This window comes from Bradyrhizobium sp. USDA 3262, assembly GCF_054060035.1.
Genome location: NZ_JBSSCT010000001.1, coordinates 7,765,622 through 7,790,763, shown reverse-complemented (window position 1 = coordinate 7,790,763; position 25,142 = coordinate 7,765,622). Strand labels below are relative to the sequence as shown.

At 64.6% G+C, this 25,142-nt stretch carries 24 protein-coding genes; 6 read left to right on the top strand and 18 right to left on the bottom strand.

Going from position 1 to position 25,142, the window contains the following annotated elements; genetic code table 11:
• Positions 1 to 115: 115 nt before the first annotated feature.
• Positions 116 to 1,744 carry a benzoylformate decarboxylase gene (mdlC, locus tag ACVWYP_RS36830; RefSeq protein WP_304500366.1) on the bottom strand — a complete coding sequence of 543 codons (1,629 nt, stop codon included), beginning with the start codon at positions 1,742 to 1,744 and terminating at the stop codon, positions 116 to 118.
• Between the two features lie 290 nt (positions 1,745 to 2,034).
• Here mdlC and ACVWYP_RS36825 point away from each other — a divergent pair, with 290 nt between their 5' ends.
• Positions 2,035 to 2,283: a PepSY domain-containing protein gene (locus ACVWYP_RS36825; RefSeq protein ID WP_304496767.1), complete on the top strand. Its 249-nt coding sequence runs from the start codon at positions 2,035 to 2,037 to the stop codon at positions 2,281 to 2,283.
• 123 nt (positions 2,284 to 2,406) lie between these two features.
• On the opposite strand, the gene ACVWYP_RS36820 is transcribed toward ACVWYP_RS36825, so the two are convergent.
• The 4 genes from ACVWYP_RS36820 to ACVWYP_RS36805 all read right to left on the bottom strand — a co-directional run bounded on the left by ACVWYP_RS36820 (position 2,407) and on the right by ACVWYP_RS36805 (position 5,131).
• Positions 2,407 to 2,787: a DUF930 domain-containing protein gene (locus ACVWYP_RS36820; protein WP_369525539.1), complete on the bottom strand. Its 381-nt coding sequence runs from the start codon at positions 2,785 to 2,787 to the stop codon at positions 2,407 to 2,409.
• A 341-nt stretch (positions 2,788 to 3,128) separates the two neighbouring features.
• On the bottom strand, positions 3,129 to 4,016 hold the full coding sequence (blaBJP, locus tag ACVWYP_RS36815; RefSeq protein WP_304496766.1) for a BJP family subclass B3 metallo-beta-lactamase: 888 nt from the start codon (positions 4,014 to 4,016) through the stop codon (positions 3,129 to 3,131).
• A gap of 125 nt (positions 4,017 to 4,141) precedes the next feature.
• Complete coding sequence (locus ACVWYP_RS36810; protein ID WP_304496765.1) at positions 4,142 to 4,525, bottom strand: tautomerase family protein; 384 nt, start codon at positions 4,523 to 4,525, stop codon at positions 4,142 to 4,144.
• 99 nt (positions 4,526 to 4,624) lie between these two features.
• Positions 4,625 to 5,131, bottom strand: a complete 507-nt coding sequence (locus tag ACVWYP_RS36805; protein ID WP_304496764.1) for a winged helix-turn-helix transcriptional regulator — start codon at positions 5,129 to 5,131, stop codon at positions 4,625 to 4,627.
• A gap of 114 nt (positions 5,132 to 5,245) precedes the next feature.
• On the opposite strand from ACVWYP_RS36805, the gene ACVWYP_RS36800 reads away from it, so the two are divergent.
• Positions 5,246 to 5,845: a VOC family protein gene (locus tag ACVWYP_RS36800; protein WP_304496763.1), complete on the top strand. Its 600-nt coding sequence runs from the start codon at positions 5,246 to 5,248 to the stop codon at positions 5,843 to 5,845.
• Between the two features lie 119 nt (positions 5,846 to 5,964).
• Here the strand turns inward: ACVWYP_RS36800 and ACVWYP_RS36795 are convergent, their stop codons facing one another.
• The 6 genes from ACVWYP_RS36795 to ACVWYP_RS36770 form a co-directional block, all read right to left on the bottom strand.
• Positions 5,965 to 6,153 (bottom strand): Rossmann-fold NAD(P)-binding domain-containing protein, encoded by a 189-nt coding sequence (locus ACVWYP_RS36795; RefSeq protein ID WP_038386258.1) that lies wholly within the window; start codon positions 6,151 to 6,153, stop codon positions 5,965 to 5,967.
• A gap of 107 nt (positions 6,154 to 6,260) precedes the next feature.
• Positions 6,261 to 7,151 carry an MBL fold metallo-hydrolase gene (locus ACVWYP_RS36790; RefSeq protein WP_304496762.1) on the bottom strand — a complete coding sequence of 297 codons (891 nt, stop codon included), beginning with the start codon at positions 7,149 to 7,151 and terminating at the stop codon, positions 6,261 to 6,263.
• Positions 7,152 to 7,246: 95 nt separating this feature from the next.
• On the bottom strand, positions 7,247 to 8,299 hold the full coding sequence (hisC, locus tag ACVWYP_RS36785) for a histidinol-phosphate transaminase (RefSeq protein ID WP_304496761.1): 1,053 nt from the start codon (positions 8,297 to 8,299) through the stop codon (positions 7,247 to 7,249).
• A gap of 103 nt (positions 8,300 to 8,402) precedes the next feature.
• Positions 8,403 to 9,257 carry an FAS1-like dehydratase domain-containing protein gene (locus ACVWYP_RS36780; protein ID WP_304496760.1) on the bottom strand — a complete coding sequence of 285 codons (855 nt, stop codon included), beginning with the start codon at positions 9,255 to 9,257 and terminating at the stop codon, positions 8,403 to 8,405.
• A 242-nt stretch (positions 9,258 to 9,499) separates the two neighbouring features.
• Positions 9,500 to 10,597 carry a CaiB/BaiF CoA transferase family protein gene (locus ACVWYP_RS36775; protein ID WP_304496759.1) on the bottom strand — a complete coding sequence of 366 codons (1,098 nt, stop codon included), beginning with the start codon at positions 10,595 to 10,597 and terminating at the stop codon, positions 9,500 to 9,502.
• An 11-nt stretch (positions 10,598 to 10,608) separates the two neighbouring features.
• A complete protein-coding gene (locus tag ACVWYP_RS36770) occupies positions 10,609 to 11,778 on the bottom strand; it encodes an acyl-CoA dehydrogenase family protein (protein WP_304496758.1) in 1,170 nt (389 codons plus the stop codon).
• A 200-nt stretch (positions 11,779 to 11,978) separates the two neighbouring features.
• Between ACVWYP_RS36770 and ACVWYP_RS36765 the strand changes: the two genes are divergently transcribed.
• Positions 11,979 to 12,902 (top strand): LysR substrate-binding domain-containing protein, encoded by a 924-nt coding sequence (locus ACVWYP_RS36765; protein ID WP_028334965.1) that lies wholly within the window; start codon positions 11,979 to 11,981, stop codon positions 12,900 to 12,902.
• Between the two features lie 13 nt (positions 12,903 to 12,915).
• Here ACVWYP_RS36765 and ACVWYP_RS36760 read toward each other — a convergent pair whose 3' ends face one another.
• Together ACVWYP_RS36760 and ACVWYP_RS36755 are read right to left on the bottom strand one after the other, a co-directional pair.
• Positions 12,916 to 13,509: a thiamine pyrophosphate-dependent enzyme gene (locus tag ACVWYP_RS36760; RefSeq protein ID WP_304496757.1), complete on the bottom strand. Its 594-nt coding sequence runs from the start codon at positions 13,507 to 13,509 to the stop codon at positions 12,916 to 12,918.
• Positions 13,509 to 14,069: a thiamine pyrophosphate-binding protein gene (locus ACVWYP_RS36755; RefSeq protein WP_085970709.1), complete on the bottom strand. Its 561-nt coding sequence runs from the start codon at positions 14,067 to 14,069 to the stop codon at positions 13,509 to 13,511. The genes ACVWYP_RS36760 and ACVWYP_RS36755 overlap by 1 nt, the downstream gene beginning before the upstream one ends.
• A gap of 368 nt (positions 14,070 to 14,437) precedes the next feature.
• On the opposite strand from ACVWYP_RS36755, the gene ACVWYP_RS36750 reads away from it, so the two are divergent.
• Entirely contained in the window at positions 14,438 to 16,156 is a 1,719-nt protein-coding gene (locus ACVWYP_RS36750) for an adenylate/guanylate cyclase domain-containing protein (RefSeq protein ID WP_456684276.1), read from the top strand.
• Between the two features lie 179 nt (positions 16,157 to 16,335).
• Positions 16,336 to 17,289 (top strand): ABC transporter substrate binding protein, encoded by a 954-nt coding sequence (locus ACVWYP_RS36745; RefSeq protein WP_439711218.1) that lies wholly within the window; start codon positions 16,336 to 16,338, stop codon positions 17,287 to 17,289.
• 83 nt (positions 17,290 to 17,372) lie between these two features.
• Here ACVWYP_RS36745 and ACVWYP_RS36740 read toward each other — a convergent pair whose 3' ends face one another.
• Both ACVWYP_RS36740 and ACVWYP_RS36735 read right to left on the bottom strand, forming a co-directional pair.
• Positions 17,373 to 18,176 (bottom strand): isocitrate lyase/PEP mutase family protein, encoded by an 804-nt coding sequence (locus ACVWYP_RS36740; protein WP_304496754.1) that lies wholly within the window; start codon positions 18,174 to 18,176, stop codon positions 17,373 to 17,375.
• Positions 18,177 to 18,246: 70 nt separating this feature from the next.
• On the bottom strand, positions 18,247 to 19,146 hold the full coding sequence (locus tag ACVWYP_RS36735; protein WP_028342478.1) for an alpha/beta fold hydrolase: 900 nt from the start codon (positions 19,144 to 19,146) through the stop codon (positions 18,247 to 18,249).
• Positions 19,147 to 19,252: 106 nt separating this feature from the next.
• Between ACVWYP_RS36735 and ACVWYP_RS36730 the strand changes: the two genes are divergently transcribed.
• The gene (locus tag ACVWYP_RS36730; RefSeq protein WP_028342477.1) at positions 19,253 to 19,762 is read left to right on the top strand and encodes a MarR family winged helix-turn-helix transcriptional regulator; all 510 of its coding nucleotides are present in this window, start codon (positions 19,253 to 19,255) and stop codon (positions 19,760 to 19,762) included.
• A gap of 462 nt (positions 19,763 to 20,224) precedes the next feature.
• Here ACVWYP_RS36730 and ACVWYP_RS36725 read toward each other — a convergent pair whose 3' ends face one another.
• From ACVWYP_RS36725 to ACVWYP_RS36715, 3 genes are all read right to left on the bottom strand, one after another.
• Positions 20,225 to 22,066, bottom strand: a complete 1,842-nt coding sequence (locus ACVWYP_RS36725) for a class I SAM-dependent methyltransferase (RefSeq protein WP_304496753.1) — start codon at positions 22,064 to 22,066, stop codon at positions 20,225 to 20,227.
• Positions 22,067 to 22,199: 133 nt separating this feature from the next.
• The gene (locus tag ACVWYP_RS36720) at positions 22,200 to 23,474 is read right to left on the bottom strand and encodes a cytochrome P450 (RefSeq protein ID WP_304496752.1); all 1,275 of its coding nucleotides are present in this window, start codon (positions 23,472 to 23,474) and stop codon (positions 22,200 to 22,202) included.
• 209 nt (positions 23,475 to 23,683) lie between these two features.
• Positions 23,684 to 24,955, bottom strand: coding sequence for a cytochrome P450 (locus tag ACVWYP_RS36715; protein ID WP_304496751.1), 1,272 nt, complete (start codon positions 24,953 to 24,955; stop codon positions 23,684 to 23,686).
• Between the last annotated feature and the right edge of the window lie 187 nt (positions 24,956 to 25,142).

Below are 25,142 nucleotides of genomic sequence, written 5' to 3'. Positions count from 1 at the left end.
CGCATCTTCAATGCGATGCGACCTCCCCCGCAAGCGGGAGAGGTGCAGGCAGGTCTGCCGCAAGATCAGCTAACATAGCTCCACGATGCCCTGCTGAGGGCCATCGCCGCTGCGCTCACGCCTTCTGCGTGTAAAGCAGCGGCACCGCGGAATCCACCATCACCTCGATCAGGCTGGTGCCTTGGTGCGACAGCGCGCGCTGGTAGGCGCCCGGAAGCTCGGCTGATTTCGTCACCCGCACGGCGTCGCAGCCCATGCCTTCGGCGAGCTTGACGAAATCGATGCCGGGCAAATCGAGGCCCGGCACGTTGCGCACTTGCATCACCTGGCTGAACGAGCGCATCGCGCCATAGCCGGAATTGTTGAGCACGACGACGGTCAGCGGCAGCTTGCGCTGCGCTGATGTCCACAGCGCCTGGATCGAGTACATCGCCGAGCCGTCGCCGATCAGGCAAACCGTGCGTCCCTGACGTCGACCGAGCGCCATGCCGACCGCGGCCGGCAGGCTGTAGCCGAGGCCGCCGCTCGCCATGGTGTAAAAGCTGTCCTGGCCGTGCATCGGCATCGCCTTCTGCATCAGCGGACGGTGCGACGGTATTTCCTCGACCAGCGCATCGTGGGGGCCCATCGCTGCCGAGAGCGCGTGCAGCGCATATTCGGCGGGGATCGGGTCGCCGGCGGCCGGCGACGGCGGCAGGACACGGCCGGCCGGCGCGGTGCGCCTGGTCTCGGGCAGCATCTCGAGCAGCGCCGTCAGCGCGGGCTTCATGGTCGCGACGATGCTGTGGCCGGTCGGCGTCATCGCGGCGGCATCCGGATCGTCGGTGATCTGGAAGATCGTGGTCGAGCCGTCGAAGATCGCGGCATGGCCTTCGACATGGAAGGTGAAGACCGGTGCGCCGACCACGACGACAAGATCATGCTCGCGCAGTGCGTCGGAGAGCTGGCCCGGCGCGGCATGCAGGAAGCCGGCGAACTGCGGATGCCGCTCGGGGAACGAGCAGCGCGCCGAGAACGGGCTGGCCCAGACCGCGGCCTTCGACTTCTCGGCGACGTCAACCATGACATCGACAGCCTCGGCACGATCGACGGCTGGGCCGACGACGAGGGCAGGGCGCTTGGCCTCGCCGAGCGCGGCCACCAGCGCCTGCATCGCGGACAGATCGGGGCCGATCTCGCGGCTGACCTGGCGCGCGTCGAGCGGCTGCGTCGGGTGCGCCCAGTCGTCGATCGGCACCGAGACGAAGGTCGGCCCGCAAGGCGGCTGCATCGCGACATAATAGGCGCGCGCGATCGCGGCGGGCACGTCTTCGGCGCGCGCCGGCTCGACCGCGAATTTCACGTAAGGCCTCGGGAATTCGGAGGCCCGCTCGGCATAGAGGAAGGCCTGCAGCGGCATGATCGAGCGCGCCTGCTGGCCCGCGGTGATCACCAGCGGGGTCTGGTTGCGATAGGCGTTGTAGATGTTGCCGAGCGCGTTGCCGACGCCGGCCGCCGAATGCAGATTGACGAACCCGGCATTGCGCGTCGCCAGCGCATAGCCGTCGGCCATGCCGACGACGGAAGCCTCCTGCAGGCCGAGCACGTAGTCGATGTCGTCGGGCCAGTCGCTCAGGAACGGCAGCTCGGTCGAGCCGGGATTGCCGAACACCTTCTTGATGCCCCACGCCCGCAGCAGGCCGAAGGTGGCGTCCTTGACGGTGACGGTCTTGCCTTTGCTGGCGGCGGGTTTGCGCGACGACATCATTGAACCCCGGGAGTTGGTGACACGTTCGTTACGGGCAACGGAGATCGGCCCTGACGTCCAACGAGCGCGTCTTGGATCGTCTGATCGTTCTAGGATACGGTTCGGACGCTGTCCAATCGAGCACCAGCCGACGTCATGCTCCAAGGTGAGGCGTGCCGAGCGTCTTGAGCCTGCGCCGGAATATTCCGCTTTTGACCTGTGCCCTGCAACCCCACCAGCCGGTCGGCGTTGAGGTGTGGCACGAGTTCCGGCCGCGGATAACCGATGGTCAAGCGAAGGAGGCACCGATGAAGACGATACTCGTTTTGTTCCTTGCTGCTCTGTCCACTTCGGCGCTCGCTGACGTTCCGGGCGCGGACTGGCTCACCAAGCAACAGATCGTCGATCGGCTCCATAGTCTGGGCTACACGAACATCAGGGATCTGGAGGCTGACGACGGCCATTGGGAAGGCGATGCAGTGAAGGATGGGAAGACGTACGAGTTGCACATCGACCCGCACACCGGCCAGTTGACCAAGAACGAGCCAAAGGATTGATATCCGCCGCCTTCGCGCCTGCTCGTGGCCGCGCTGCGCGGTGAGATGGCTGCATGCGATCCGCCGGCTGCACCGGAAGCGGAGATGAAGGCTGCGCCTGTTGAAACGTTCCGCTCGCTCAGACTAGCGCCAAAGGCCCAGCGACGCCCATTTCGACGTCGGAATCGCCTCACCGACTTTGTATTGCAGGCTGGTCACATGCAGGTGGTCGGGAGTGCCCTTGCAGGTATAGCTCAACGAGAACCACTGGCCTTTGCTCCGGAACGCGCCGCCTTTTGCGATCACCGTATCGCCATGGTGCGACGGGCTGGAGGTGACGTCGGACTTTGCCCTGTCGGCCTGTCGCCCGGTATCGCGGTTGATGTCGGACATGACGGCATAGTCGCAGACTTGCTCAAGCCTTGTTGCCGGCTCGACGTGACGCAGGCTGTCGAGAAAGCGCTGGTCCTGTGCGCAGGCGGGAACGGAGAGCACGAGCAGCGACACCAGAAGTAGCAGTCTCAACAGGCGCCTCATCGAGAAGGTGGGTGAGCAGGACCCTGCGATATACAGAAGCGGCGCAGTCTTCAATCCACGAATTCGTGCTCCAGGCCACATTGGAAAAGCAATCCACCTGTCGGTGGATTGCCTGACGATGTCAAGCCGCGGTCTGGATGCGCTCCAGCGTGGAAGAAGCTCCGCCGGCTATTCCACGTCATCCTGAGGTGCGAGCGGAGCGAGCCTCGAAGGATGCGTTGCCCGAGTTGGGCCGTCAATCCTTCGAGACGCGCGCTGATGCGCGCTCCTCCAGCGACAAAGGCGCAGCCTTTGCGCGGGGATGACGGGATGACATTCCGTTGCGCTAGTTAATTGGATTTCTGCAGCGCCGCGGTCTGCTTGGCGAGCTGCTTGTCGAAATCCTGCTCCAGCCCCGCCACATAGGTGGCATTCTCGCCGGGCTTGACGAACGGGTTCGGCGCGCCGTCCTTCATCTGCGCCCGCTTGGCCTGCATGTCGTAGACCTCCGGATGCGGCCCGAGCAGCACGTCGACCTTCATCGCCTTGACCTTGGTGAAGGTCGAGCGGTAGTCGTCGACGATGCCGGGATAGGTCGGTCGGCCGACCAGCCGGTTCAGCGCCACCGTTCCGCTGCAGAAGAACAGCACGTTGCGCGTTTGGCTACCGTCCTTGACCGTCATCTCCCAGCTGGTGCAGCCGGGCGAATGGCCGGGGGTGGTGTGCGCCGTGAGCGTGACGTCGCCGAGCGTCACCTTGTCGCCTTCCTTGACGGTGCGATCGACTTTCACCGGCGTAAAGGCGAGATCGGCGTTGCTCTCGTCGCCCGGATAGTAGCCGCCCTCGAGCAGCGGCTTATCGCGCTCGCCGGCGATCAGTTGTGCGCCGGTCTCCTTCTTGATCTCGGCAAAGCCGCCGGTGTGGTCGAGATGGGCGTGGGTGTTGAGGATGATCTTGATGTCGCCCTCCTTGAAGCCGAGCTTGGCGATGTTGTCCTTGATCATGCCGGTCGACTGCTGCATCGCCGTGTCCATCAGGATCAACCCCTGCGACGTCTTGATGACGTAGACCGCGATCCCGTCGGTGCCCACATAGTAGATATTGTCGATGAGCTGGAACGGTTCGAACGGCGCGGTCCATTTCTTCATGACAACAGCCATGAAGTCCTTGAGCGTCTGTGCCTGCGCACCGGTTGCGATCAGCGTGAGCGCGCACAGCGCGGCTGCGATCGTCCTCATGGTTGCCTCCCTGCTTGTTGTTCGTGCACGGGCGGCACTATGCGTGCTGGCAACGCCGACCGCAAGCTGCGGACGGCGAGCCGCCGGGCAGGCGGCCGTCCGTCCGGCGCATTCCTGTTCTGCGTTCAGCTCGCGTATTGCGCGATGCCGTGGCCGAACGACCAGTTCTCCTTGGCGACCTCGACGAGGTTGATGACGACATCGTCCGGCCGGCCCTGCAGCTGGCTCTGATAGTCGTCCACGATCCGCTTGTAGAACGCCTTCTTCATCTCGATGGTACGCCCGGCATTCATGGTGATCTGGATGAAGACGAGATCGTCGCTGTAGGTATTGCCGAGATAGTCGTCGGCGTAGTTCAGATCGCCACGGTCGTGCTCGGTGATGACCTGAAACTTGTCGTTCTCCGGCACGTTGATCACCTCGCGCATCGCCTTGTAGACGATCTCGCCCAGCGTCTTGCGATATTCGGCGGACTTGCCGCGCTTCAGGTCGATGCGAACGAATGGCATGGTGGTCTCCTGTGTTGCGCGAGGCTCGGCCCCGCGTTGATCGGGATGTGCGACGGTGCGAACGGGCGTTGTCCGCTTGCGCCGGCGGGGTCGTTGCGTTCAGCGGGCCGCCTTGAAGGCCTCCCAGCGCGCATCGCGCTCTCTCTGATATTTGGGCGTTCGCTCCGCAACCATGTCCGCCCAATGCAGCGGCTTGCCGCAGGACTGGCAGACCGGACCGAGCCCCGCCGGCTTGCCGCAGCTGAGGTGCGTATAGTTCATGGAAAGACCGTCCCTGGGTGATTTGCACCAGGTCTCGCCCCAGGCGCGCAGCGCGAACATGACGGGGAAGAACGCCGCGCCCTTCTCGGTCAGATGATATTCGTGGCGCAACGGACGCTTGTTGTAGACGCGCCGCGTCACCAGTCCGTCCGCCTCCAGCTTCTTCAGCCGCGCGGTGAGCATCTGCGGGGTCGCGCCCGTATAGGCCTGAATCTCTTCGAAGCGATGGTTGCGCGCGAACAGCTCGCGCAGCACCAGCACGGTCCAGCGATCGCCCACCGCGGTCTCAGCGCGCGCCACCGGACACAGCGTTTGGTCAGCAGGATTGCCCTTTGGCCTTGCCATCACGTTTTCTTCATCCGGCATTGTTACTATGATTTTCATAGCAATATGCGCTATCGTCAGCGTGGGTGCAACGGGCGTTTCCGGCCCGGTCCCTCACATTTCAAGGAGCGCGCCATGAGTACCGAAAGCAGGAAACCGAGTATCGACATGAAGCTCGAGGTCGTGGTGATTCCCGTGTCCGATGTCGACCGGGCCAAGCGCTTCTATGAAAATCTCGGCTGGCGGCTCGACGCCGATTTCGTCAGGGCGGACGGGTCCCGGGCGCTGCAGCTGACGCCGCCGGGCTCGCCGACCTCGATCCATCTCGACAAGGGATCCGCGCTGCCGCGCTTCCTGATCGTGAACGACATCGAGGCTGCGCGTGCCGACTTGATCGCGCGTGGCGTCGATGTCAGCGAGGTGTTTCATCGCGGGGCGGCGGGCCGCATCAAGGGACCCGATCCGGAGCGGCCGAGCTACGGTTCGCTCGCCACCTTCAACGATCCCGACGACAATGTCTGGCTGCTGCAGCAGGTGACACAGCGTCTGCCCGGTCGCGTCGACGGAAACAGCACGACTTTCGCTTCATCCGCTGATCTTGCCGCGGCGCTCCGGCGCGCGGCAGCCGCGCATGGCGAGCACGAGAAGCGAACCGGCGGCCACGATGCGAACTGGCCGGACTGGTACGCCGACTACATCGTGCGCGAGCAGGCCGGCAAATCGCTGCCGGAGTGAGCGATCAAACAGAAGTGTCCGTCATGGCAGCGCGATCGATCGCGCAGTTTCGCGAACAGACGGCCGCGCTGGGCGTCAAGATTGCCGGGGACGGGTGGACGCCGGCCGAATAGGCGGCGTCACGCCTTGAGGCAGGCGCCGCGCTCGGACAAAACCTTCTCGGCCTTCGGCGTCAGCTCGTAGAGGTCGCCGTCCTTGGCGACGTATCCCTCCCTGATGAGCCGGTCGACTTCGCCTTGCACGTCGTCGGCGAAGGCAATGGATTGCGCGATGTCGCAGAGAACCGCGACCTGTTCGTCTCTAAGCATGGCGTCCTCCGTCAGGGCGGGGAACGCGCAAGCCGGGTTTCGGTTCCAATGGACTGGATGATACGCCCGGCCTTCAGCTGGTGAGCCGCGGCGCCGGGTGTTGCTGCTCACCGATGCCGGGTGTCGAACACCGGCGCGTAGCCACCGCCGTCTCGACGAATATGGGCACAGCGCGGGCCGCGGAAGTGGGCCGGTATGACGAGACGGCCGCTGTCCGCCGCCTCTGCCAGGATATTCGCGCGCGTCTCGCCGGCGAGCTGTGGGTCGGCACAGGATGATGTCGACAGATTGGGCTGGAAGATCTGCACCGGGTTGTGCACGGCATCGCCGCAAAAGATCGCGCGATGTTGTGCGTAGTCTACCATCAGCCCCATCTGGCCGCTGGTGTGGCCCGGCAGCGGGACCAGCCGCAGGCCCGGTCCCAACTGATGGCCGTCGTCGACCAGATCGACACAGCCCGCCTCGACGATCGGTATGACGCTCTGCTCCAGGGCGCGGGCGTGGATCGGCGGAGCACGCCCGGCATCATGCTGCGTCATCCAGTCGGCCAACTCGCGGCGGCCGAACAGATACCGCGCGTTGGGAAAGGTCGGCTGCCAGCGGCCGCTGTCCTGACGCGTATTCCAGCCGACGTGATCGACATGCAGATGGGTGCAGAGTACGACGTCGATGCCGGCCGGGTCGACGCCGCACGCGCGCAACCGATCGAGGAAGCCGCTGCCGCGGCGCCGATGCCAGGCCGGGATCTCGGGGATGTCCTTGTGCTCGCCGATGCAGGCGTCGATCAGCAGCGTTCGGCCGCCGGTTCGCACCACAAAGCTCTGGATCGCGTGTTTCGCGAGGCCTCGGGCGAGGTCGATGAACACCGGCTCCAGCGTGGTGCGATGCGCTTCGATCAGGCCGCGATCGTAGCCGGGCAGGAATTCGGCGAGCGGAAGGCCGAAATCGTCGTCGTCGACGATGACGTCGACGGTCGCGTCGCCGACCGCAAATCGCATGACCGCTCCTTCCCGGAGAACCGTGCCATCCTGTCGCGCGGTCACTATGCAGGCTGGCGCCGTCGATCGCAAGTTGCGTCGTCGGTGAACGGCTATCAGACCATGCTGCGCAGCAGGCCGATCAGGCGGCCGCACTCATCGTCGGTGCCGACCGTGATGCGCAAAAAGTCTTCGATCCGCGGCTTCTGGAAATGCCGCACCAGAACGCCGCGTGCGCGCAGGCTCGCGGCGAGATCGGCGCCGCGATGGCTGGGATGGCGGGCGAACACGAAATTCGCCTGCGACGGCAGCACCTCGAAGCCCAGCTCAATGAGGCTGCGGACCAGCGCCTCTCTGCTCCGGATGATCCGTTGCCGCGTCTCCTCGAACCACGCCTCGTCCTCGATGGAGGCGACCGCGCCCGCGATCGCGAAGCAGTCCAGCGGATAGGAGTTGAAGCTGTCCTTCACCCGCTCCAGCGCCTCGATCAGCGGGCGCTGGCCGATCGCGAAGCCGACCCGCAAGCCGGCCAGCGCGCGCGATTTGGAGAGCGTCTGGATGACGAGCAGATTGTCGTGGCGCGCGACCAGCGGCACGGCGCTCTCGGCGCCGAAGTCGACATAGGCCTCGTCGACCACCACCAGCCGGTCGGGATTCTCGGCGAGCAGCGCCTCGATCGCGGAGCGCGGCAACGAGGTGCCGGTCGGTGCGTTGGGGTTGCACAGCAGGATGGCGCTGCCGGGCCGCCGGTAGTCGGCAAGCTGCACGCGCATCGCGGCGTCGAGCGGTACGGTCTCGTAGCTCACGCCATAGAGGCGGCAGTAGACCGGGTAGAAGCTGTAGGTGATGTCGGGAAACAGCAGCGGCGCATCGTGCTTGAGCAGCGCCGGGAAAGCGTGGGCCAGCACCTCGTCCGAGCCATTGCCGACGAACACCTCGTCCGCCGTGACGCCGTAGCGCCTCGCGATCGCCTCGCGCAGGGCGGTTGCACGGGGATCAGGGTAGAGCCGCAGGCGATCCGTCGTCGCTGTGATCGCCGCCACCGCGCGTGGCGACGGCGGGTAGGGATTTTCGTTGGTATTGAGCTTGATGAGGCCGTCGATCTTCGGCTGCTCGCCGGGCACGTAGGGCGACAGGTTATGGACGACCGAACTCCAGAAGCGACTCATGATCTGCGATCCAGGGATGAACGCGATCACAATAAGGAATACGAGGCGCTGATGAAAGCGCCTCGTTATTCCCTCGCATCATGACACGCGTCGCGCTCGTGCGTTACCAGGTCGCCGTACCCTTCATGGTCGGCTGGCCCTCGGCATTCGCGGTCCACAGCTCCATGCCGCCATCCTTGTCGCTGGCATTGATCGAGAACTCGCTGCCCTCGAACAGCGGCTGCACGCCGCGATAGGCGAGCTTCTTCGGCGGCTTGCCGCCGCGCAGCTTGGCGGCGAACTCGACGATGAAGGAAGCCTGCAGCGGGCCGTGGAAGATCAGGCCCGGATAGCCCTCGACCTTGGTGACATAGTCGCGGTCGTAATGGATGCGATGGCCATTGAAGGTCAGCGCCGAGTACCGAAACAGCAGCACCGGGTCGGAGACGTGGCTCTCGCGATGCTGCGCGACCGGCGGAGGCGGCGGCGCCTTGGCCGGTGCTGCGCCTTGCGTGCTCGTCATCTCGCGATAGACGATGTCCTGCCGCTCGCGCACCGCAAGTCCGCGCGACGTCGTCACCTCGTGATTGACCGAGACGAAGCACAGCGTGCCGGTCGAGCCCGATTTGACCGTGACGTCGGCGATCTTCGAGGTGCGTTTGGCCTCATCGCCGATGCGCAAGCTGTCGAAGAATTCGAGCTCGCCGCCGGCCCACATCCGGCGAGGCAGCGGCACCGGCGGCAGGAAGCCGCCGCGCGTCGGGTGGCCGTCGGGGCCAAGCTGCGACATCGGAAACACCGGCTGCGCCAGGCACCAATGCGTGGTCCACGGCGCGGCGTCACCGGCCTTCGGCTCGCCGATCTCCTGGAACAGCGTCGCGCGCAGTCCCATCACGAGATATTTGGTGACGACGTCGGAGGCCTCCGTGCTGCGGCCGATCCACTGGCGGAGATGATCGAGGTCGAGTTTGTCGGTCATGAGGTTGTCTCCGGGAGTATGCGAGTGCGATGATGCAAGTTCAAATTGCTCGCGCGGCATGCGAGGTCCACCTCTCCCGCTTGCGGGGGAGGTCGGATTGCATCGAAGATGCAATCCGGGTGGGGGCTTTCTCCACTTGAAGAGTCCCTGTGAGGTGACACCCCCACCCCAACCCTCCCCCGCAAGCGGGAGAGGGGGCGCAGCTCGTTCTTGATTGCGATCGCGCCTGATCTCATTGCATCCTAACGTTTAATGCGCTCGCCGATCGCGGGCACCTTGCCGTAGTGCCTGTCCTCGCCGACCACGATCGCGGCCGGCGCCGGATAGCTGACCTTGCCGTTCGGCGTGTCGACCTCGACGCGGCGCAGATGCGGATGTTTCGCGAGGTCGTCCATGCTGTTGACCTCGGCAAAGGCAATGTCGGCCTCGGCAAGTTTTGCCAGCAATTCCTCGCGCGTGAGCTTGCCGAAACTGTCGCTGACGATCTGGTCGGTGACGGCGCGGTTGCGCACGCGCTCGACCATGTTGGCAAAGCGCGGATCGTCGGGCAGGCCGGGCTGGCCCAGCACCTTGGCGCAGAGTGTCTTCCACTCGCGCTCGCTCTGAATCGAGATCAGGATCTCCTTGCCGTCCTTCGAGCGGAACACGCCATAGGGCGCGATCGAGGGATGGGCGAGGCCGATCCGCTTCGGCGACTTGCCGTCCTCGGCATTGAGCAGCGGGACGGTGAGCCAGTCAGCCATCACGTCGAACATCGAGATCCGGATGTCGGCACCGTCTCCGGTGCGACCGCGGCCGATCAGCGCCTCGAGGATCGCGGCATGCGCGGTGGCGCCGGTTGCGACGTCGACGATCGACATGCCGACGCGCGAGGCGCCTTCAGGACCGCCGGTGATCGAGGCGAGGCCGCTCTCGGCCTGGATCAGGAGGTCATAGGCCTTGCGGTCGGCGTACGGCCCGGTGTCGCCATAGCCGGTGATCGTGCACATGATCAGCTTGGGATAGGCCTTGCGCAGTCGCTCGCGCGAGAAGCCGAGCTTGTCCATCGAGCCGGGCTTGAGGTTCTGCAGCAGCACGTCGGCGCCGGCGATCAACTCTTCCAGCTGCGCGCGGCCTTCCTTGGTGGCGAGGTCGACCACGGCAGAATCCTTGCCGCGGTTGAGCCAGACGAAGTAGCTGCTCTGGCCTTTCGCCGCGGCATCGTAGCCGCGTGCGAAATCGCCCTCGGGCCGCTCGATCTTGATGACATGGGCGCCGGCGTCGGCGAGGCGTGACGAGCAGAACGGCGCGGCAACCGCCTGTTCGACGGCGATGACGGTCAATCCCTCAAGCGGCAGCATGTTCTGACAACTCAGTAGGAGCGGGGCATGCCGAGCACGTGCTCGGCTACGTAGGACAGGATCAGATTGGTCGAGATCGGCGCCACCTGGTACAGCCGGGTCTCGCGGAACTTGCGCTCGACATCGTATTCCTCAGCGAAGCCGAAGCCGCCATGGGTCTGCACGCAGGCATTGGCGGCTTCCCAGGAGGCATCCGCCGCCAGCATCTTGGCCATGTTGGCCTCGGCGCCGCAGTCGAGACCGGCCTCATATTTGCGGGTGGCTTCCTTCACCATCAATTCCGCCGCGCGCATCGAGGCGTAGGCCTTTGCGATCGGGAACTGGATGCCCTGGTTCTGGCCGATCGGCCGGCCGAACACGCTGCGCTCCTTGGCGTAGTTGGTCGCCTTGGCGATGAACCACTTGGCATCGCCGACGCACTCGGCCGCGATCAGGATGCGCTCGGCATTCATGCCGGAGAGGATGTAGCGAAAGCCCTTGCCTTCATCGCCGATCAGATTCTCCGCCGGCACCTTCATGTCGGTGAAGAACACTTCGGTGGTGGCGTGGTTCATCATGGTGCGGATCGGGCGGATCTCCAGCCCCTTGCCCTTCACCTCGCGCATGTCGACGATGAACACCGAGAGACCGTCGGTGCGCTTCTTCGACTGCTCCTTCGGCGTGGTGCGCGCCAGCAGGATCATCAGGTCGGAATATTCGGCGCGGCTGGTCCAGATCTTCTGGCCGTTGACGACGTAATGGTCGCCCTCGCGGCGCGCGAAGGTCTTCAGCGAGGACGTATCGGTGCCGCTGCTCGGCTCGGTGACGCCGAACGCCTGCAACCGCAATTCGCCGGTCGCGACCTTCGGCAGATACCTGGCCTTCTGCGCGTCGTTGCCGTGCCGCAGCACGGTGCCCATCGTGTACATCTGGGCGTGGCAACCGCCGCCATTGCAGCCGGCGCGCTGGATCTCTTCCAGGATCGCCGCGGCCGCCGACAGCTTCAGGCCGGCGCCGCCATATTCCTCGGGGATCAGCACCGAGAGATAGCCGGCCTCCGTCAGCGCATCGACGAACTCCTTCGGATAGGCCATCTGGCGATCGAGCTTGCGCCAGTATTCGCCGGGAAACTGCGCGCAGAGCTTTGCCACCGCGTCGCGGATGTCGGAATGGTCGTCGATGTTCTGATCGTGTGCGGTCATTGCTCTGTCTTGCCGAGAGGTTGCGCCAAAAGCGCGATGCGCTTTAGCTCGTTGTCTGAGCATGATCTCTTTCGGAAAACCGCTTCGCACTTTTCCGGATCATGCTCGTACGGACGAAACGCCCGCTGTTGTGGGGCCCCGGTAAACTCCCTATGCTGTTTTGTTATAGCGTATGAACCTGCCTTCCAGGATTGGCAAGTATGGATTTCCGCCAGCTTAGGACCTTTGCGTGCGTCGCGGAACTCGGGAGTCTGAGCAAGGCATCCGATACCTTGCGGGTCGCGCAGCCGGCGCTGAGCCGGCAGATCAAGCTGCTGGAACACGAGCTGCGCACCGAATTGTTCACGCGCAACGGCCGCGGCATGGTGCTGACCGACGCCGGCCGGCTGCTGCTGGCGCGCACCAGCGGTATCGTGCGGCAGATCGACCAGATCCGCGACGACATCCAGTCCGCCGGCGGCGCGCCGTCCGGGCGCGTCGTGCTCGGGCTGGTGCCGACGGTGAGCTGCGTGCTGTCGGCGCGGCTGGCGCGGCGCACGGTGGAGCGCTATCCCGGCATCTCGCTCTGCATCGTCGAGAGCTACAGCGGCCATCTGATCGAGTGGCTGCATCGCGGCGAGATGGACCTTGCCGTGATCTACGGCCCGTCGGTCGATCTGCATCTGGCAGTGCAGAGCCTCGGCCGCGACAGTATCGTCGCGGTCGGCCCGCGCGGCAGCGGGCTGAAGCCGAAGAAGCAGGTCGACTTCGGCTGGCTGATGCGCCAGCGCCTGGTGCTGCCAAGTCATTCGCACGGTCTCCGTGCGCTGCTCGAACATGCCGCGGCCAAGAAGAAGATCGATCTCGACGTCAAGCTCGAGGCGGATTCGTTTCGCGTGCTGACCAGCCTGGTCGAGGAGGGGCTCGGATATACATTGCTGCCGCCGTCCTCGGTGCGCGCCGAGGTGGCGGAGGGCCGGCTGGAGACCGCCGCCATCGCGCGGCCGGCGCCGCGGCGCGAGCTGACGCTCGCCTCGCCGGTCGAGCATCCCGGCTCCAACGCGATGACGCTGATCGCGAAGCTGTTGCGCGACGAGGTCGCCGCGCTGCGCGCCGAGGGGCTCTGGGATATCCAGCTCGCCTGAGCGCGGCTTCGCATCAGCTCACCTTGAAGCCGAGATGGCCGCGGAAGCGGTTCTTCAAATAGGTGCCGTCGCGCGGCGGCAGCGCGCGCTCGACCTCGCCGGCGGCGATGCGAATGCGCGCCAGCCGCGGGCCGCCGCCGAGATCGCGCAGGCTGTTGCGGAAGCTCTCGATGCCGGCGATGTCGGCGATCTCGGAGACATTGCCGATGCCCGCGCCATCAGCGATCACTTCGAGCCTGGCGCCGAGGCCGGAGTGACTCGGCTGCATGCCGGTCTCGCCGAAATGGCCGTTGTCGAGCACCGCGATCGAGAGATTGCCGGGCTGCTTGGTCGCGATCGTCAGCAGGCTGCCGATCCCCATCAGCTGCTCGCCGTCGCCGGTGATCACGAGCACCGGGCGTTTCGGCTGCGCCAGCGCGAGGCCGAGCCCGACCATCGCCGCGCCGCCCATCGCGCCCCACAGATAGAAATTGCCGGGATGCTCGCCGGCGTCGAACAAATCGTAGGAGGAGGAGCCGAGCCCGGAGATCACGAGCAGCTCGCCGCGGTCGGCAAGCAGCGCCTTCACGGCGGCGCGGCGGTCGAGAGTGCTTGTTGATGCCGACATCAGTGCGTCTCCTTGGTCCACTTCTTGCGGCCGATCATGCGCTGCGAGATCAGCACCGCGACCTGCTGGTCGCCGTCATAGGCGAGCGAGGCGGCCGCCGAGATCACCTCCTCGGCATCATCAGGGTTCTCCAGCCGCAGCACGGTGGTGCCCATGATCTCGAACGCCTGCGGCGTCGCCCGGCCCATCGGGATCTGCCAGGGATTGAACTCGGCCCATTCGCCGCGCATGGTCACCAGCGTCAGCAGCGGGAAGCGGCAGCTCGCCATCAGCGACAGCATGTTGACGCAATTACCGACGCCGCTCGATTGCATCAACAGCACCGCGCGATCGCCGCCGAGCCAGGCGCCGGCCGCCATCGCCACGCCTTCTTCCTCGGTCGTCAGAACCGTGGTCTTGATGTCGGCATCCGCGTGCGACAGCTTGATCAGCTTGGAATGTCCCGCATCGGGAACGTAGGACACCTGCGCCACGCCGAAGCTCTTCAGCGTGCGGTAGATCGCAACCGGCCAGTCCCGGCTGGTCGCGCTGTCCTGGTGAACGGCAATCTGGTCCATCATGGCCTCGGCGGTAGCATTTTCGAACGAACCGGGTACCGGTTCGCGAAGAAAAACGCGTCGATACAAGGGACGCGCATTGGCGCGTCCTCACACCGATAGGCTTAGGGCAGGCGGGGACTTAATTCTCTTCGCATCTGGCTCGCCCAGCTATGCCGGAATTTTATAGGGCCAAGGTTTTGCAGGGCCGACGCAAGCGAACTGGCGGCCGGAGCCGACTGCGTCCTTTGGCCGGGTCGAACAACAGCCCCATTACGGCCTAAAACGACGCTCTATGCTAGAAGATGCCGGTTGGCGGCAGCGCCGGGGCTTCATTTTCAAGGCTTCATTTCGCATATCGATATATCCGTCGCATTTTCAGGGATCAGGGCATGATTGTCCGAGATCGGTTTCGCGGCCTCTTCCCAAAGTATTTTCTCGGACTGTTCCTGGCCGTCGCGCTTCCGCTCGTGATCAACGGGTCGATCGAAGCCTGGTTCGGTTACCGCGATCAACGTGCAAGGCTGGACCAGTTGCTTGGTGTTCAGGCGACGTCCGCGGCCGCTGAAATTCATAGCTTCATCTCCGACATCGCAAGCCAGCTTGGCTGGCTGGTCCAGCTTCCCTGGACCGACGAGGCCGATGAGGGGCGCCGAACCGATGCGTTGCGTCTGTTTCGTCAAGCGCCAGCCGTGGTCAGCCTGACACTCATCGACAACAATGGGCTGGAGCGTCTCTACGTCTCGCGGGTCGGCCTCAATCGAATCGAAAGTCGTACCGACCGATCGGCTGAACCTGCGCTGGTCGGCGCCCACGCGCGTCAGGTTTGGTTCAGCGATGTCAGCTACAACAGAGGCTCGGAACCGTATTTGACCATTGCGCTCGTGGGTAACCGATCCGCGGTCGGCGCAGTCATCGCCGAAGTCAATCTCAAGCTGATCTGGGATGTCGTATCGGCGATCAAGGTGGGAGAGACCGGCCTCGCCTTCGTGCTGGACCGGCCGGGCCGTCTCATTGCCCATCCCGACATCAGCCTCGTCCTCCGCGGGCTGGAAGAAACAACGTCTCAGCCGTTTCGCGCCATACGCGACGCGATCGGCCCGGGAGCGGGCTTTGCAACGGGCCGCGACGGACAGGGACGTCCGGTTGCCGCCCGCGCGGCTCCTGTGGCGGGTCCCGATTGGACCGTCGTGGTGGCGCAGCCGCTCTCCGAGGCTTACGCCCCGATCTATGCCGCGTTGCGACGGACGACAGTGCTTCTCGCAGGCAGCACCGTTTTTGCAGGGTTGCTCGCCTATGCATTCGCGCACCGGATGACCGAGCCGATCAGGCTGCTGGAGGAGGGGACCGAGCGGATCGGCGCCGGATCGTTCGAGCACCGCATTGCGATCCAGACCGGTGACGAATTTCAGCGTCTGGCAAACAGCTTCAACAGGATGGCCGGTGAGCTCGCGCTGGCGCAGCAGCACCAGGAGCGGATCGCGAAGCTCAAGCGGTTTCTCGCGCCTCAGGTCGCCGATCTCGTCGATCGTGCCGGCGATGACAGCGTGCTGGATGGCCGCCGCACCGACGTCGTCGTCGTGTTCTGTGACTTGCGCGGGTTCACTGCGTTTTCCGCAGGCGTCGCTCCCGAGGAAGTCATGAGCGTGCTGTCCGAATATTATGAGGTTCTGGGCAGGGTCATTGCGCGGTTCGAAGCAACGCTCATCAGCTTCTCGGGAGACGGGCTGATGGTGCTGGTGAACGCACCCGTGCCGGTCGAGGAGCCGGCGCTGAGAGCCGTCGACCTTGCGACCGAAATGCAGAAGTGCGTGCAGGGCTTGATCGGCGGCTGGCGATCACGGGGCTATCAGGTTGGCTTTGGAATAGGGCTTGCCAGCGGATCGGCGACGGTTGGGCGGATCGGCTACGATGACCGGCTCGATTACACGGCCATCGGCAGTGTCGTGAATCTCGCCGCCCGCCTGTGCGCATCTGCCGCAGATCGGGAAATCCTGATGGACGCAGGGACCGCCGCAAGCGTCAGAGGCAAGCGCTCGCTGGAGGATATCGGGAGTCGACAAATCAAGGGCTTCGATGACGCCATTCCGGTGTTTGGAATATCGTTTTGATGTGCGTTGGCCGATGCCGCGAGGCGCGGTTCGGTGCAGTCCATTGGCGACTGGTTTCGGATCGTGGGATATACTTCCGCTGGCGGCGAACGCCAGCGGGTCGATAGAGCATGAGTTGCGTTCACTCTCGTGCAGCAACATCGCACGGACGCGCCAGCCGGCGTGAGGTCCTGTTGTTGATGGCCGCCGCCGCGGCTTGGACCACATCTTCGCACGCGCAGAAGCCGTCGATGCCTGTGATCGGCTATCTTTGTCCGGAATCGCCGGAGTTGTTTGGCAGCCGGCTGAAGGCTTTCCACCAGGGACTTCATGAAGCCGGCTTTGTCGAGGGCCGCGATGTCGCGATCGAATATCGCTGGGCCAATGGGCAATATGCCCAGTTACCCGCGCTGGCCGGCGAATTGATCGCGCGCAACGTCGATGTGGTGGTTGCGCCCGGCGGCGCGCCCGTCGCGCTTGCCGCCAAGGCTGCCGGCGTCACCAAGACAATCGTCTTCGAGATGGGCGGCGACCCCGTTCAGCTGGGTGTGGTGGACAGCCTGTCGCGGCCGGGAGGCAACATCACGGGAGTCTCGAGCCTGAGCGTCGACGTGTCGCCGAAGCGGCTCGAGTTGATGCACGAACTCCTGCCGGCGGCGACAACATTGGGAGTCGTGACCAACCCGACAAGTCCAACCGCCGGCTCGCAACTGCAGAGGCTTCAGGCCGCCGCCGAAACCTTGCGGGTCCATCTGCAGATATTGCGGGCAAGCAAGGAAGAGGAGTTCGAATCCGTATTCTCTTCGGTCGCGAGAGAGTCGGCAAACGCGCTTGTTTTCACCTCCGATCCCTATTTTGCATTTCGCAGCCGGCGATTGGCCGATCTCGCACTGAAGTATCGTGTGCCCGCAATCACGCAGACCCGGGATTTCCCGACGGCCGGCGGCTTGATGAGCTACGGCGGAGATTTCGTGCAGTCGCATCGACGCGCGGGCGTCTACGCCGGCCGGGTTCTGAAGGGTGAGAAGCCCGCCGATCTTCCGGTCCAGCTGGTCACCAAGGTCGAGTTCGTCATCAACCTGAAGACCGCCAAACTGCTCGGCCACGAGTTCTCTGCTTCAGTCGTCAGCGGCGCAGACGAAGTGATCGAGTGACTAATTCGTTCATGAACCTGGTCGTCCGGCCGGCACGGACTGAATGGTCCGGCCGGACCGTGGCATCGCCTGCGCTCACGGGCTCAACCGTTGGGCTGTAGAAACGCGCCGTATTGCTTGCTCGTGGCGACCGCGGCTGCCGCCTGTCCGATGACACGCATTGCCGCCATCATCGGCCACGGCCCGAGGCTCACCCTGCGAGCACCGGCACGGGCGAGTTCCGGGATTTCGGGCACGCCTTGCGTCACCATGATGTTGACGGGCAGCGGCGTGAGCTGAACGAACCTCTCGATCAGCGAAAGGTCGGTGAGCCCCGGCACAAAAATTCCGTCAGCGCCGGCATCGGCATAGGCTTTTGCACGCCTCGCCGCCTCATTCAGGCATTGCTCGGGCGAGCCGAACTTCAGCAGAAACGGATCGGTTCGCGCATTGATGAAGAGGTGAACGCCGAGTTGTTGCGCGGCGTCCCGCACCGCCCTGATCTTCGCGGCATGCTGCTCCGGAGTGACGAGCTGCCGTTTTCCGCCAACAAGCCCGTCCTCGATATTGATGCCGATCGCGCCGGCCTTCAGGATCCTCGCCGCCGAATGCGCGGCGGCATCCGGAGTGTCGCCATATCCCGCCTCAAGATCGATCGACACCGGAACCGCGACCGACGCGGTCATCCGCGAGACCAGGCCTTCGACCATGTCGAGCGGGGCATTTTCGCCGTCGGCGTAGCCGAGTGCGGCCGCGACCGCGCCGCTGCTGGTCGCCACCGCCGGTGAGGCCTTCGCGATTGCCTTGGCGGTGGCGACGTCCCAGGCGTTGAACAGGACGAGCGGATCGCCCTGCTTGTGAAGTCGGTGAAATGCTTCGGCGTATTGCTGCTGTGTCGTGGCGTCCATTGCGCGCACTCCTTCTCGGAAAAATTTGAAAGATATTGACTGACGCGGCCGCTGCTTGCGGCACGCCCGTTCAGTCGGTGGCGTGCGTTGTGAACCAGTTCATGATCAGATCTGTGACCTCGGCCTCGCGCTCGAGGTGCGGGAAATGGCCGACATCGGGCAGGACAATGCGCTGATGTGGCCCCTTGAAGAGCGGCTCTTCCTTGATCGAATACCGCGCTGTCGGATCGTTGCCGCCATAGATCGTCAGCGTCGGCGTATGCATGTCGTTGATTGGCAACCGGCCCGCAACACCCGCATCGACCAGGCCGTTGTAGTATTTCAGCGCCGCCTTCATGGTGCCGGGAGAGCTGAGCGTCTTCTTGACCGAGCGGAGATGCTCGTCGTTCTGCAGGGTCGGCGACCACAACTTCCAAAGGTAGTCGACGAAGGGAAGTCCCTCGATGTTGACCGCCGAGTGAGCGCCAGGCACCGTGAAGAAATAGACATGGAAGACCGATCGAACGGCATCGGGATCGCTCCTGAGGCTTGGAATTGTGATCGGGTGCGCGGTGTTCATGACCACGGCGGCCTTGATCGCCGATGGCGCCGTGGCCAGCGCCTGGAAGGTTGACGTACCGCCCCAATCCATGCCGACGACGTAGGCTCGTCCGTCGTCGCTCAGCGCCGCGATCAATGCTTCGAGATCCTGGCCCAGCGCGATCGGATCGAAAATGCCGTCGGCCGGAATCTCGGTCGGCGCATAGCCGCGCAGGAACGGTGCGACCGCGCGATATCCGGCATCCGCGAACACCTGCAGCTGCTTTCGGTACGACCAGGCGTTGTCGGGAAAGCCGTGCATGAACAGGACAAGCGGCCCGCTGCCCTGTTCGAGATAGGCAAACCGCACGCCGTTGGCCTGCACGTATTTCAGGGCGGGTTCGCTGCCGGATGCGTCAGGCGTTGCCAGTGCGGTGCTTCGGGTCGTCATCGCTGCTCTCCATTCTTGCCGTCGTTGCTGTCCCGGCTCAATATGTGCGTAGCGCACATATCTGGTCAAGTTGTTTTTTGTGCGCAGCGCACATATTATTCTCCGCATGGAAAACGGAATCGCCAATCTGCTGGGCGCGCTGTCGCTCGCCGTCATGGATCGGATCGAGCAAGGCGCGCGCGAGGTCGTCGGCCGCGGCGGCGAAACGCCCGCGGCACTCATCGTCATCGGCTATGGCCAAGGCATGACCAACGACAAGCTGAGGCGGATCCTCGGCCTGTCGCACTCCGGAACGGTCCGCCTGGTGGATCGGCTGGTTTCGGATCGGCTGGTCGAACGCCGGGCGGGCAAGGACGGCCGCGAGGTCGCCTTGCACCTGACGGCGTCAGGCGCCGCGTCGCGGAACGAATTGTTGGCGTCGCGGATTTCGGCCGTGACGTCGCTGCTGGATGTGCTGTCGTCGACGGAGAGGAAGCAGCTTGCAACGCTGATCCGCGAGCTGCTGGCAAGGCAGGACACCTCCGAGATGGATCGCTTCACGATCTGCCGGATGTGCGACGACAGGGTCTGCACCAACTGCCCGTTGCCGACCAGCAAGGGCCAGCACGCGCGCTAGCGCGCGAAAATCTTGGTTGAATCGGCCGAACCGCAGACTCGCTTGGCCTCTCCCGCTTGCGGGCAGGGCTATCGCAGATGCCCCTTGGCGACCGCGCAAGTGCTTGGCCTCGTGGTTCGAGACGCGCCGCAAGCGGCGCTCCTCACCATGAGGGTCTACTATTGTGCCGCAAAACAAGACCTCATCCTGAGGAGCCCGTCGAAGGCGGGCGTCTCGAAGGATGGCCACGAGGGCACCGCCACGAAATGCGATAGCCCTGCGCTTGCGGGGGAGGCCGACGCGCGCCGACGCGCGCCGAGCGACGCGGAGCGTCGTCCGGAGCGCGGCGGGTGGGGGCTCTCTCCACGGTGGGATTCGCGGCGATACCCCCACCCCAGCCTTCCCCCGCAAGCGGGAGAGGGAGCGCAGTTCATGCGCGGTCGCCAGTTCGGCCCAACGTTATCATGCGCTAGCAGCTTGCCGTCAGCGCGCGCTCTTGCCCGCCATGAAAACGTACATGTCCCAGAACGTCTCGGGGTGATCGACCTCGAAGCGGTGCCACTGATCGAGATTGGTCTCGTCGGCCGTGCCCTGAAACTTCTTGCGGAATTGTTCGAGCACCGCCGGATCGTCAAACGGCTCGAATCCCTCGAACGTCAGGCCGTGTTCGCTGAGGAATGTCGCGATCTCGGGAATCGTGAGCCGATGTTCCATGACGTTGAACAGCAGATCGCGGCAGCCGCTCATGCTGTAGAAATCCTTGGCGCCGATCAGCGGTTTCCATTTGTCGGCTTCGCGGAAGATGTCCTGCCGGCAGCGTTTGATGTCGTAGGCGGTGGCGCGATAATTGCGCGCCGCGATGCGATCGCGGGCCTCGACGATGACGCGGCGCGCCAGACTGCTGTAGAGCCCGATGCGCATCGTGCCGCCCGGCCGCAGCAGCGAAACCAGCACGCGCCAGCCGGCCAAGGGTTCGGCAAGATGATGCAGCACGCCGACCGACTCGATGCTGTCGAAGCTGCGGCCGATCGAGCCCAATTCCAGGATGTCCGCCTGCGCATAGTCGATGTTGCGCAAGCCGAGCTCCCGCGTCTTGCGGCGCGCATAGGCGAGGCTGGTCATGCTGATGTCGACGGCGAGCAAGCGGGCATTGGGATAGACCTGCGCGATCTGGATCGCGTGCGAGCCGGTGCCGCAACCGGCGATCAGGATATCCCGTTCAGCTTGTTGCTCCGTGCTCGCGACGGTTCGTCCCCGCGCCCGATCGGCGGCGAATGCCGTCAGCGGGTTGACGGTCCAGCGCGGATAGGGATTTTCCTCGTATTGGCGCATCACGTCGACCGACACGCTGTTCTTGATCGGTGTGAGCGTTGGAATGGTGCTGCGCTCTTCCATCTCCTCGCGGGGTTCGCGAAGCTGCACCCGCAACAGGCCGGCGACAGTCGCGTGCCAATCCCGGCGCAGCAACGCGTCCGCCGCGGGCAGGGTATGAAGCGGAAAATAGGCCGCCACCACGGTTAGCGTGAGCGGCGAGATCGCAGAGCCTGATGCCAGGTCCTGCAGCAATCGATCGCGCAGCGCGCCGGCACCTTCGCTTTCCGCCTCGGTCTGCGCATAGACATATTCGTTGATGAAGCATTGCCGGGCGAGCGCGCAGGCAAAGGCCACGATATCGTCGTCGACTTCATCCTGATCCGGCTTGCTCGCGAGCCGCAGCAGCTCGGCCCGCGCATATCCGAGCAGCACCTCGAGCTGCATGCTTGCCAGCGTCGTCGCTTCCATCGCCGAGCGCAGGAACAGGTCGCGCGCAAGCGGTGCGATGCCCTCGCTGCCGAACAATTCGGAGCTTGCCACCGGCAGCGGCCACTTGCTTGCAATCCGCCCGACATAGCTGGTGACGACAGGACTTTGCAGGATGAAGCCGACGGCCTTCGCATCCATGCCGAGCGCCAGCGCCTTGCTGAAATGCGCGGCCGCCTTGCTGCGATTGCCCAGCGCCTGGTACGAATTGCCGGCGTTGTAATGGCAGGCGGCGTTCACCTCGTCCGCAGCAATCGCTTTCGCGAACGCCTTCGCGGCAGCCCGGTGATCGCCGGCAGCCTGCGCCATCAGGCCGAGAAGATTGAGGCTCTGCACATGGCCAGGCTCGCGCGCGAGAATCTGCCGGCAGATCTCCTGCGCTTCGTTGAAGCGGCGCATCCCGTAGAAGCGGCTGGCCTCGGCGGCGAGATCGGCAATGCTGACGCCTGCAGAGGCGAAGGCTGGTGCGTTCTTGGCGGACTCATCCCGTCGCTTACCAGCCGCACGCCGTTCTTTTCGGTTCATGTTCCGTCAACTGGCCCAAACTGCAAGACGCCGCCGCACAGCACACCGAAAAGGCGACGGCTTGGGGCGGCGGGTCAACCACATCAGGCAGACATAGGGCCGATCGCAGGTGCAGCCAAGGACAATCTAGGCTTCAGCCCGGGATCCGCACCGGCAGGTTCTCGATGCCGCGGACGAAGCTGGAATAGACCCGCTTCGGCTCTCCGACCACCTCGATGCGGTCGAAGCGCTTCAGCATCTCTTCCCAGACAATCCGAAGCTGCAACTCGGCGAGCCGCATGCCGACGCAACGGTGGATGCCGAAGCCGAACGACAGGTGGATGCGCGGCCGCGGGCGGTCGATGATGAACTCGTTCGGACGGTCGATCACCTCGTCGTCGCGGTTGCCGGAGACGTACCACATCACGACACGGTCGCCCTTCCTGATCGTCTTGCCGCCGATCTCGGTGTCCTGAAGGGCGGTGCGCCGCATATGCGCCAGCGGCGTCTGCCAGCGGATCACCTCCGGCACCATGGTGTCGATCAGCGCCGGATTGTCCTTCAGCTTCCTGAACTGGTCGGGGTGCTCGTGCAGCGCCAGCACCGAGCCGCTCATGGTGTTGCGCGTGGTGTCGTTGCCGCCGACGATGAGCAGGATGATGTTGCCCATCAGATTGTCGGGGTCCATGTGCCGCGTGGCGTCGCTGTGCGCCATCATCGACAGCAAGTCGTTGCGCGGCGCCGAGTTGACGCGCTCGTTCCAGAGCTTCGAGAAATAGGCGTAGCACTCGTCCATCTCCTGCCGCCGCTGCTCCGGCGAGTCGACGATGCCGCTCTTCGGCAGCGCGGTGGAGACGTCGGACCAGCGCGTCAGCTTGCGCCGCTCCTCCCAGGGGAAGTCGAACAGCGTCGCCAGCATCTGGGTGGTCAATTCGATCGAAACGCGCTCGACGAAATTGAAGGTCTCGTTGCGCGGCAGATTGTCGAGCACGCTGGCCGAACGCTGCCGGATCAGCTTTGCCAGCTCGTCGAGATGCGTGGGGGTGAACATCGGCGACACGGTCTTGCGCTGATGGGCGTGCCTCGGCTGGTCCATTGCGATGAAGCTCGGATAGTCGTAGCCGGGCGGCACGTCTCGGATCGAGATGCCGCCGAGCGTGGAGTCCGAGGAGAAGATGCCGTGGCTGGTGTCGACATGCATGATGTCGTTATACTTCACGACAGACCAATAGGGTTCGATCGGCGCATTGGTGCAGTAGTGCACCGGCTCTTCCTTGCGCAGCCGCTCGAACCACGGCCACAGCGTGTCGTTCTGGAACAGCTTTGGCGCGCCGGGATGAAAATCCCTAAGCGGTGTCGAATAGGCTTCCTCGCGGGCCTGGCGCAGCAGCTCGGCCCGGTCGGCACGGATGGCGGTCTGGACGTTCATCTCAATCAGCTCCGGCGGCAGTTCCTACCTCTCCCGCTTGCGGGGGAGGTCGGATCGCATCGCGAGATGCGATCCGGGTGGGGGCTTTCTCCACGGGAAGACTACCTCTGCGGTGGCACCCCCACCCCAGCCCTCCCCCGCAAGCGGGAGAGGGGGCGCATCTCCTTCGTGGTCGCAGTTAAGAGTCACCTCGTTGCTATCGTCATGCGTCAGGCGGCGATGCGCACTGGCAGCGTCTCGTAGCCTTTGATGAAGCTGGAATACACCCGCTGCGGCTCGTCCACCACCTCGATGGTGTCGAAGCGCTTAAGGATTTCCTCCCAGATGATCTTGAGCTGCAGCTCGGCGAGCCGCAGACCGACGCAGCGGTGGATGCCGAAGCCGAACGAGATGTGGGTGCGCGGCCGGGCGCGGTCGATCAGGAACTCGTAGGGCTTCTCGATCGCTTCCTCGTCGCGGTTGCCCGAGACGTACCACATCACCACCTTGTCGCCCTTCTTGATCTGGCGGCCGCGGAACTCGTAGTCGGCGAGCGCGGTGCGCCGCATATGGGCGAGCGGCGTCTGCCAGCGGATCACCTCGGGCACGAAGCTGTCGATCAGCGCCGGGTTCTCCTTGAGCTTGCGGTACTGCTCCGGATGCTTGCTCAGCGCATAGATGCTGCCGGACAGCGTGTTGCGCGTGGTGTCGTTGCCGCCGACGATCAGCAGGATCAGGTTGCCGAGGAAGTTCTTCGGGTCCATGTTCCGCGTGGCGTCGCTGTGCGCCATCATCGAGAGCAGATCGCTCTTCGGCGGCTGGCCCGCGCGCTCCTTCCACAGCCGTGCGAAATAGCTCGCGCATTCCATCAGTTCGGCTTGACGCTCGTCCTCGGTGGCGACGAGGCCGCCGGCGCCGGGCAGGGTGGTCGCGACGTCGGACCAGCGCGTCAGCTTGCGGCGGTCCTCCCAGGGGAAGTCGAACAGCACCGCGAGCATCTGGGTCGTCAGCTCGATCGAGACCTTGTCGACCCAGTCGAACACCTCGCCGCGCGGCAGATTGTCGAGGCACTCGGTCGAGCGCTTGCGGATGTTGGTGGCGAGCTCGTCGAGGTGCGTCGGCGTGAACATCGGCGCCACGGTCTTGCGCTGCGCGGAATGGCGCGGCTGGTCCATCGCGATGAAGCTTTCGCGGCGCAGATCCGGCGGCACGTCGCGGATGGTGATGCCGCCGAGCGAGGCGGCCGAGGAGAACACCGAGTGGTTGGTCTCGATGTCCATGATGTCGTTGTAGCGGGTGATCGACCAGTACGGACCGAACATCGAGTCCTTGCAGTAGTGCACCGGATCCTCGCGGCGCAGCCGGTCGAAATACGGCCAGAAGGTATCGGTCTTGAACAGCTCGGGATTGCCGGGATCGTAGTCCGAAAGCGCAAGCGAATTGGCGCGTTCGCGTGCGGCGTCCAGATTCGTGTTGTCGACGAGATCGATGGTCCCGTGCATGAGCGGCTCCTCAACCGTTTGAGCTGCCGGGGCATGGCCGGCGCGGCATGTTTTACCGAATTACATTCCCATTCGGCGGTTTGCGCAAGGGCTCTCGACGCGTATTTGGCCGCATTGATGTCAGGCCAAAGCGGCCGAATCCGGGCCTTTCCGGTGGCGAAGGGGCCGCGGCGGCGACCACGCCCCG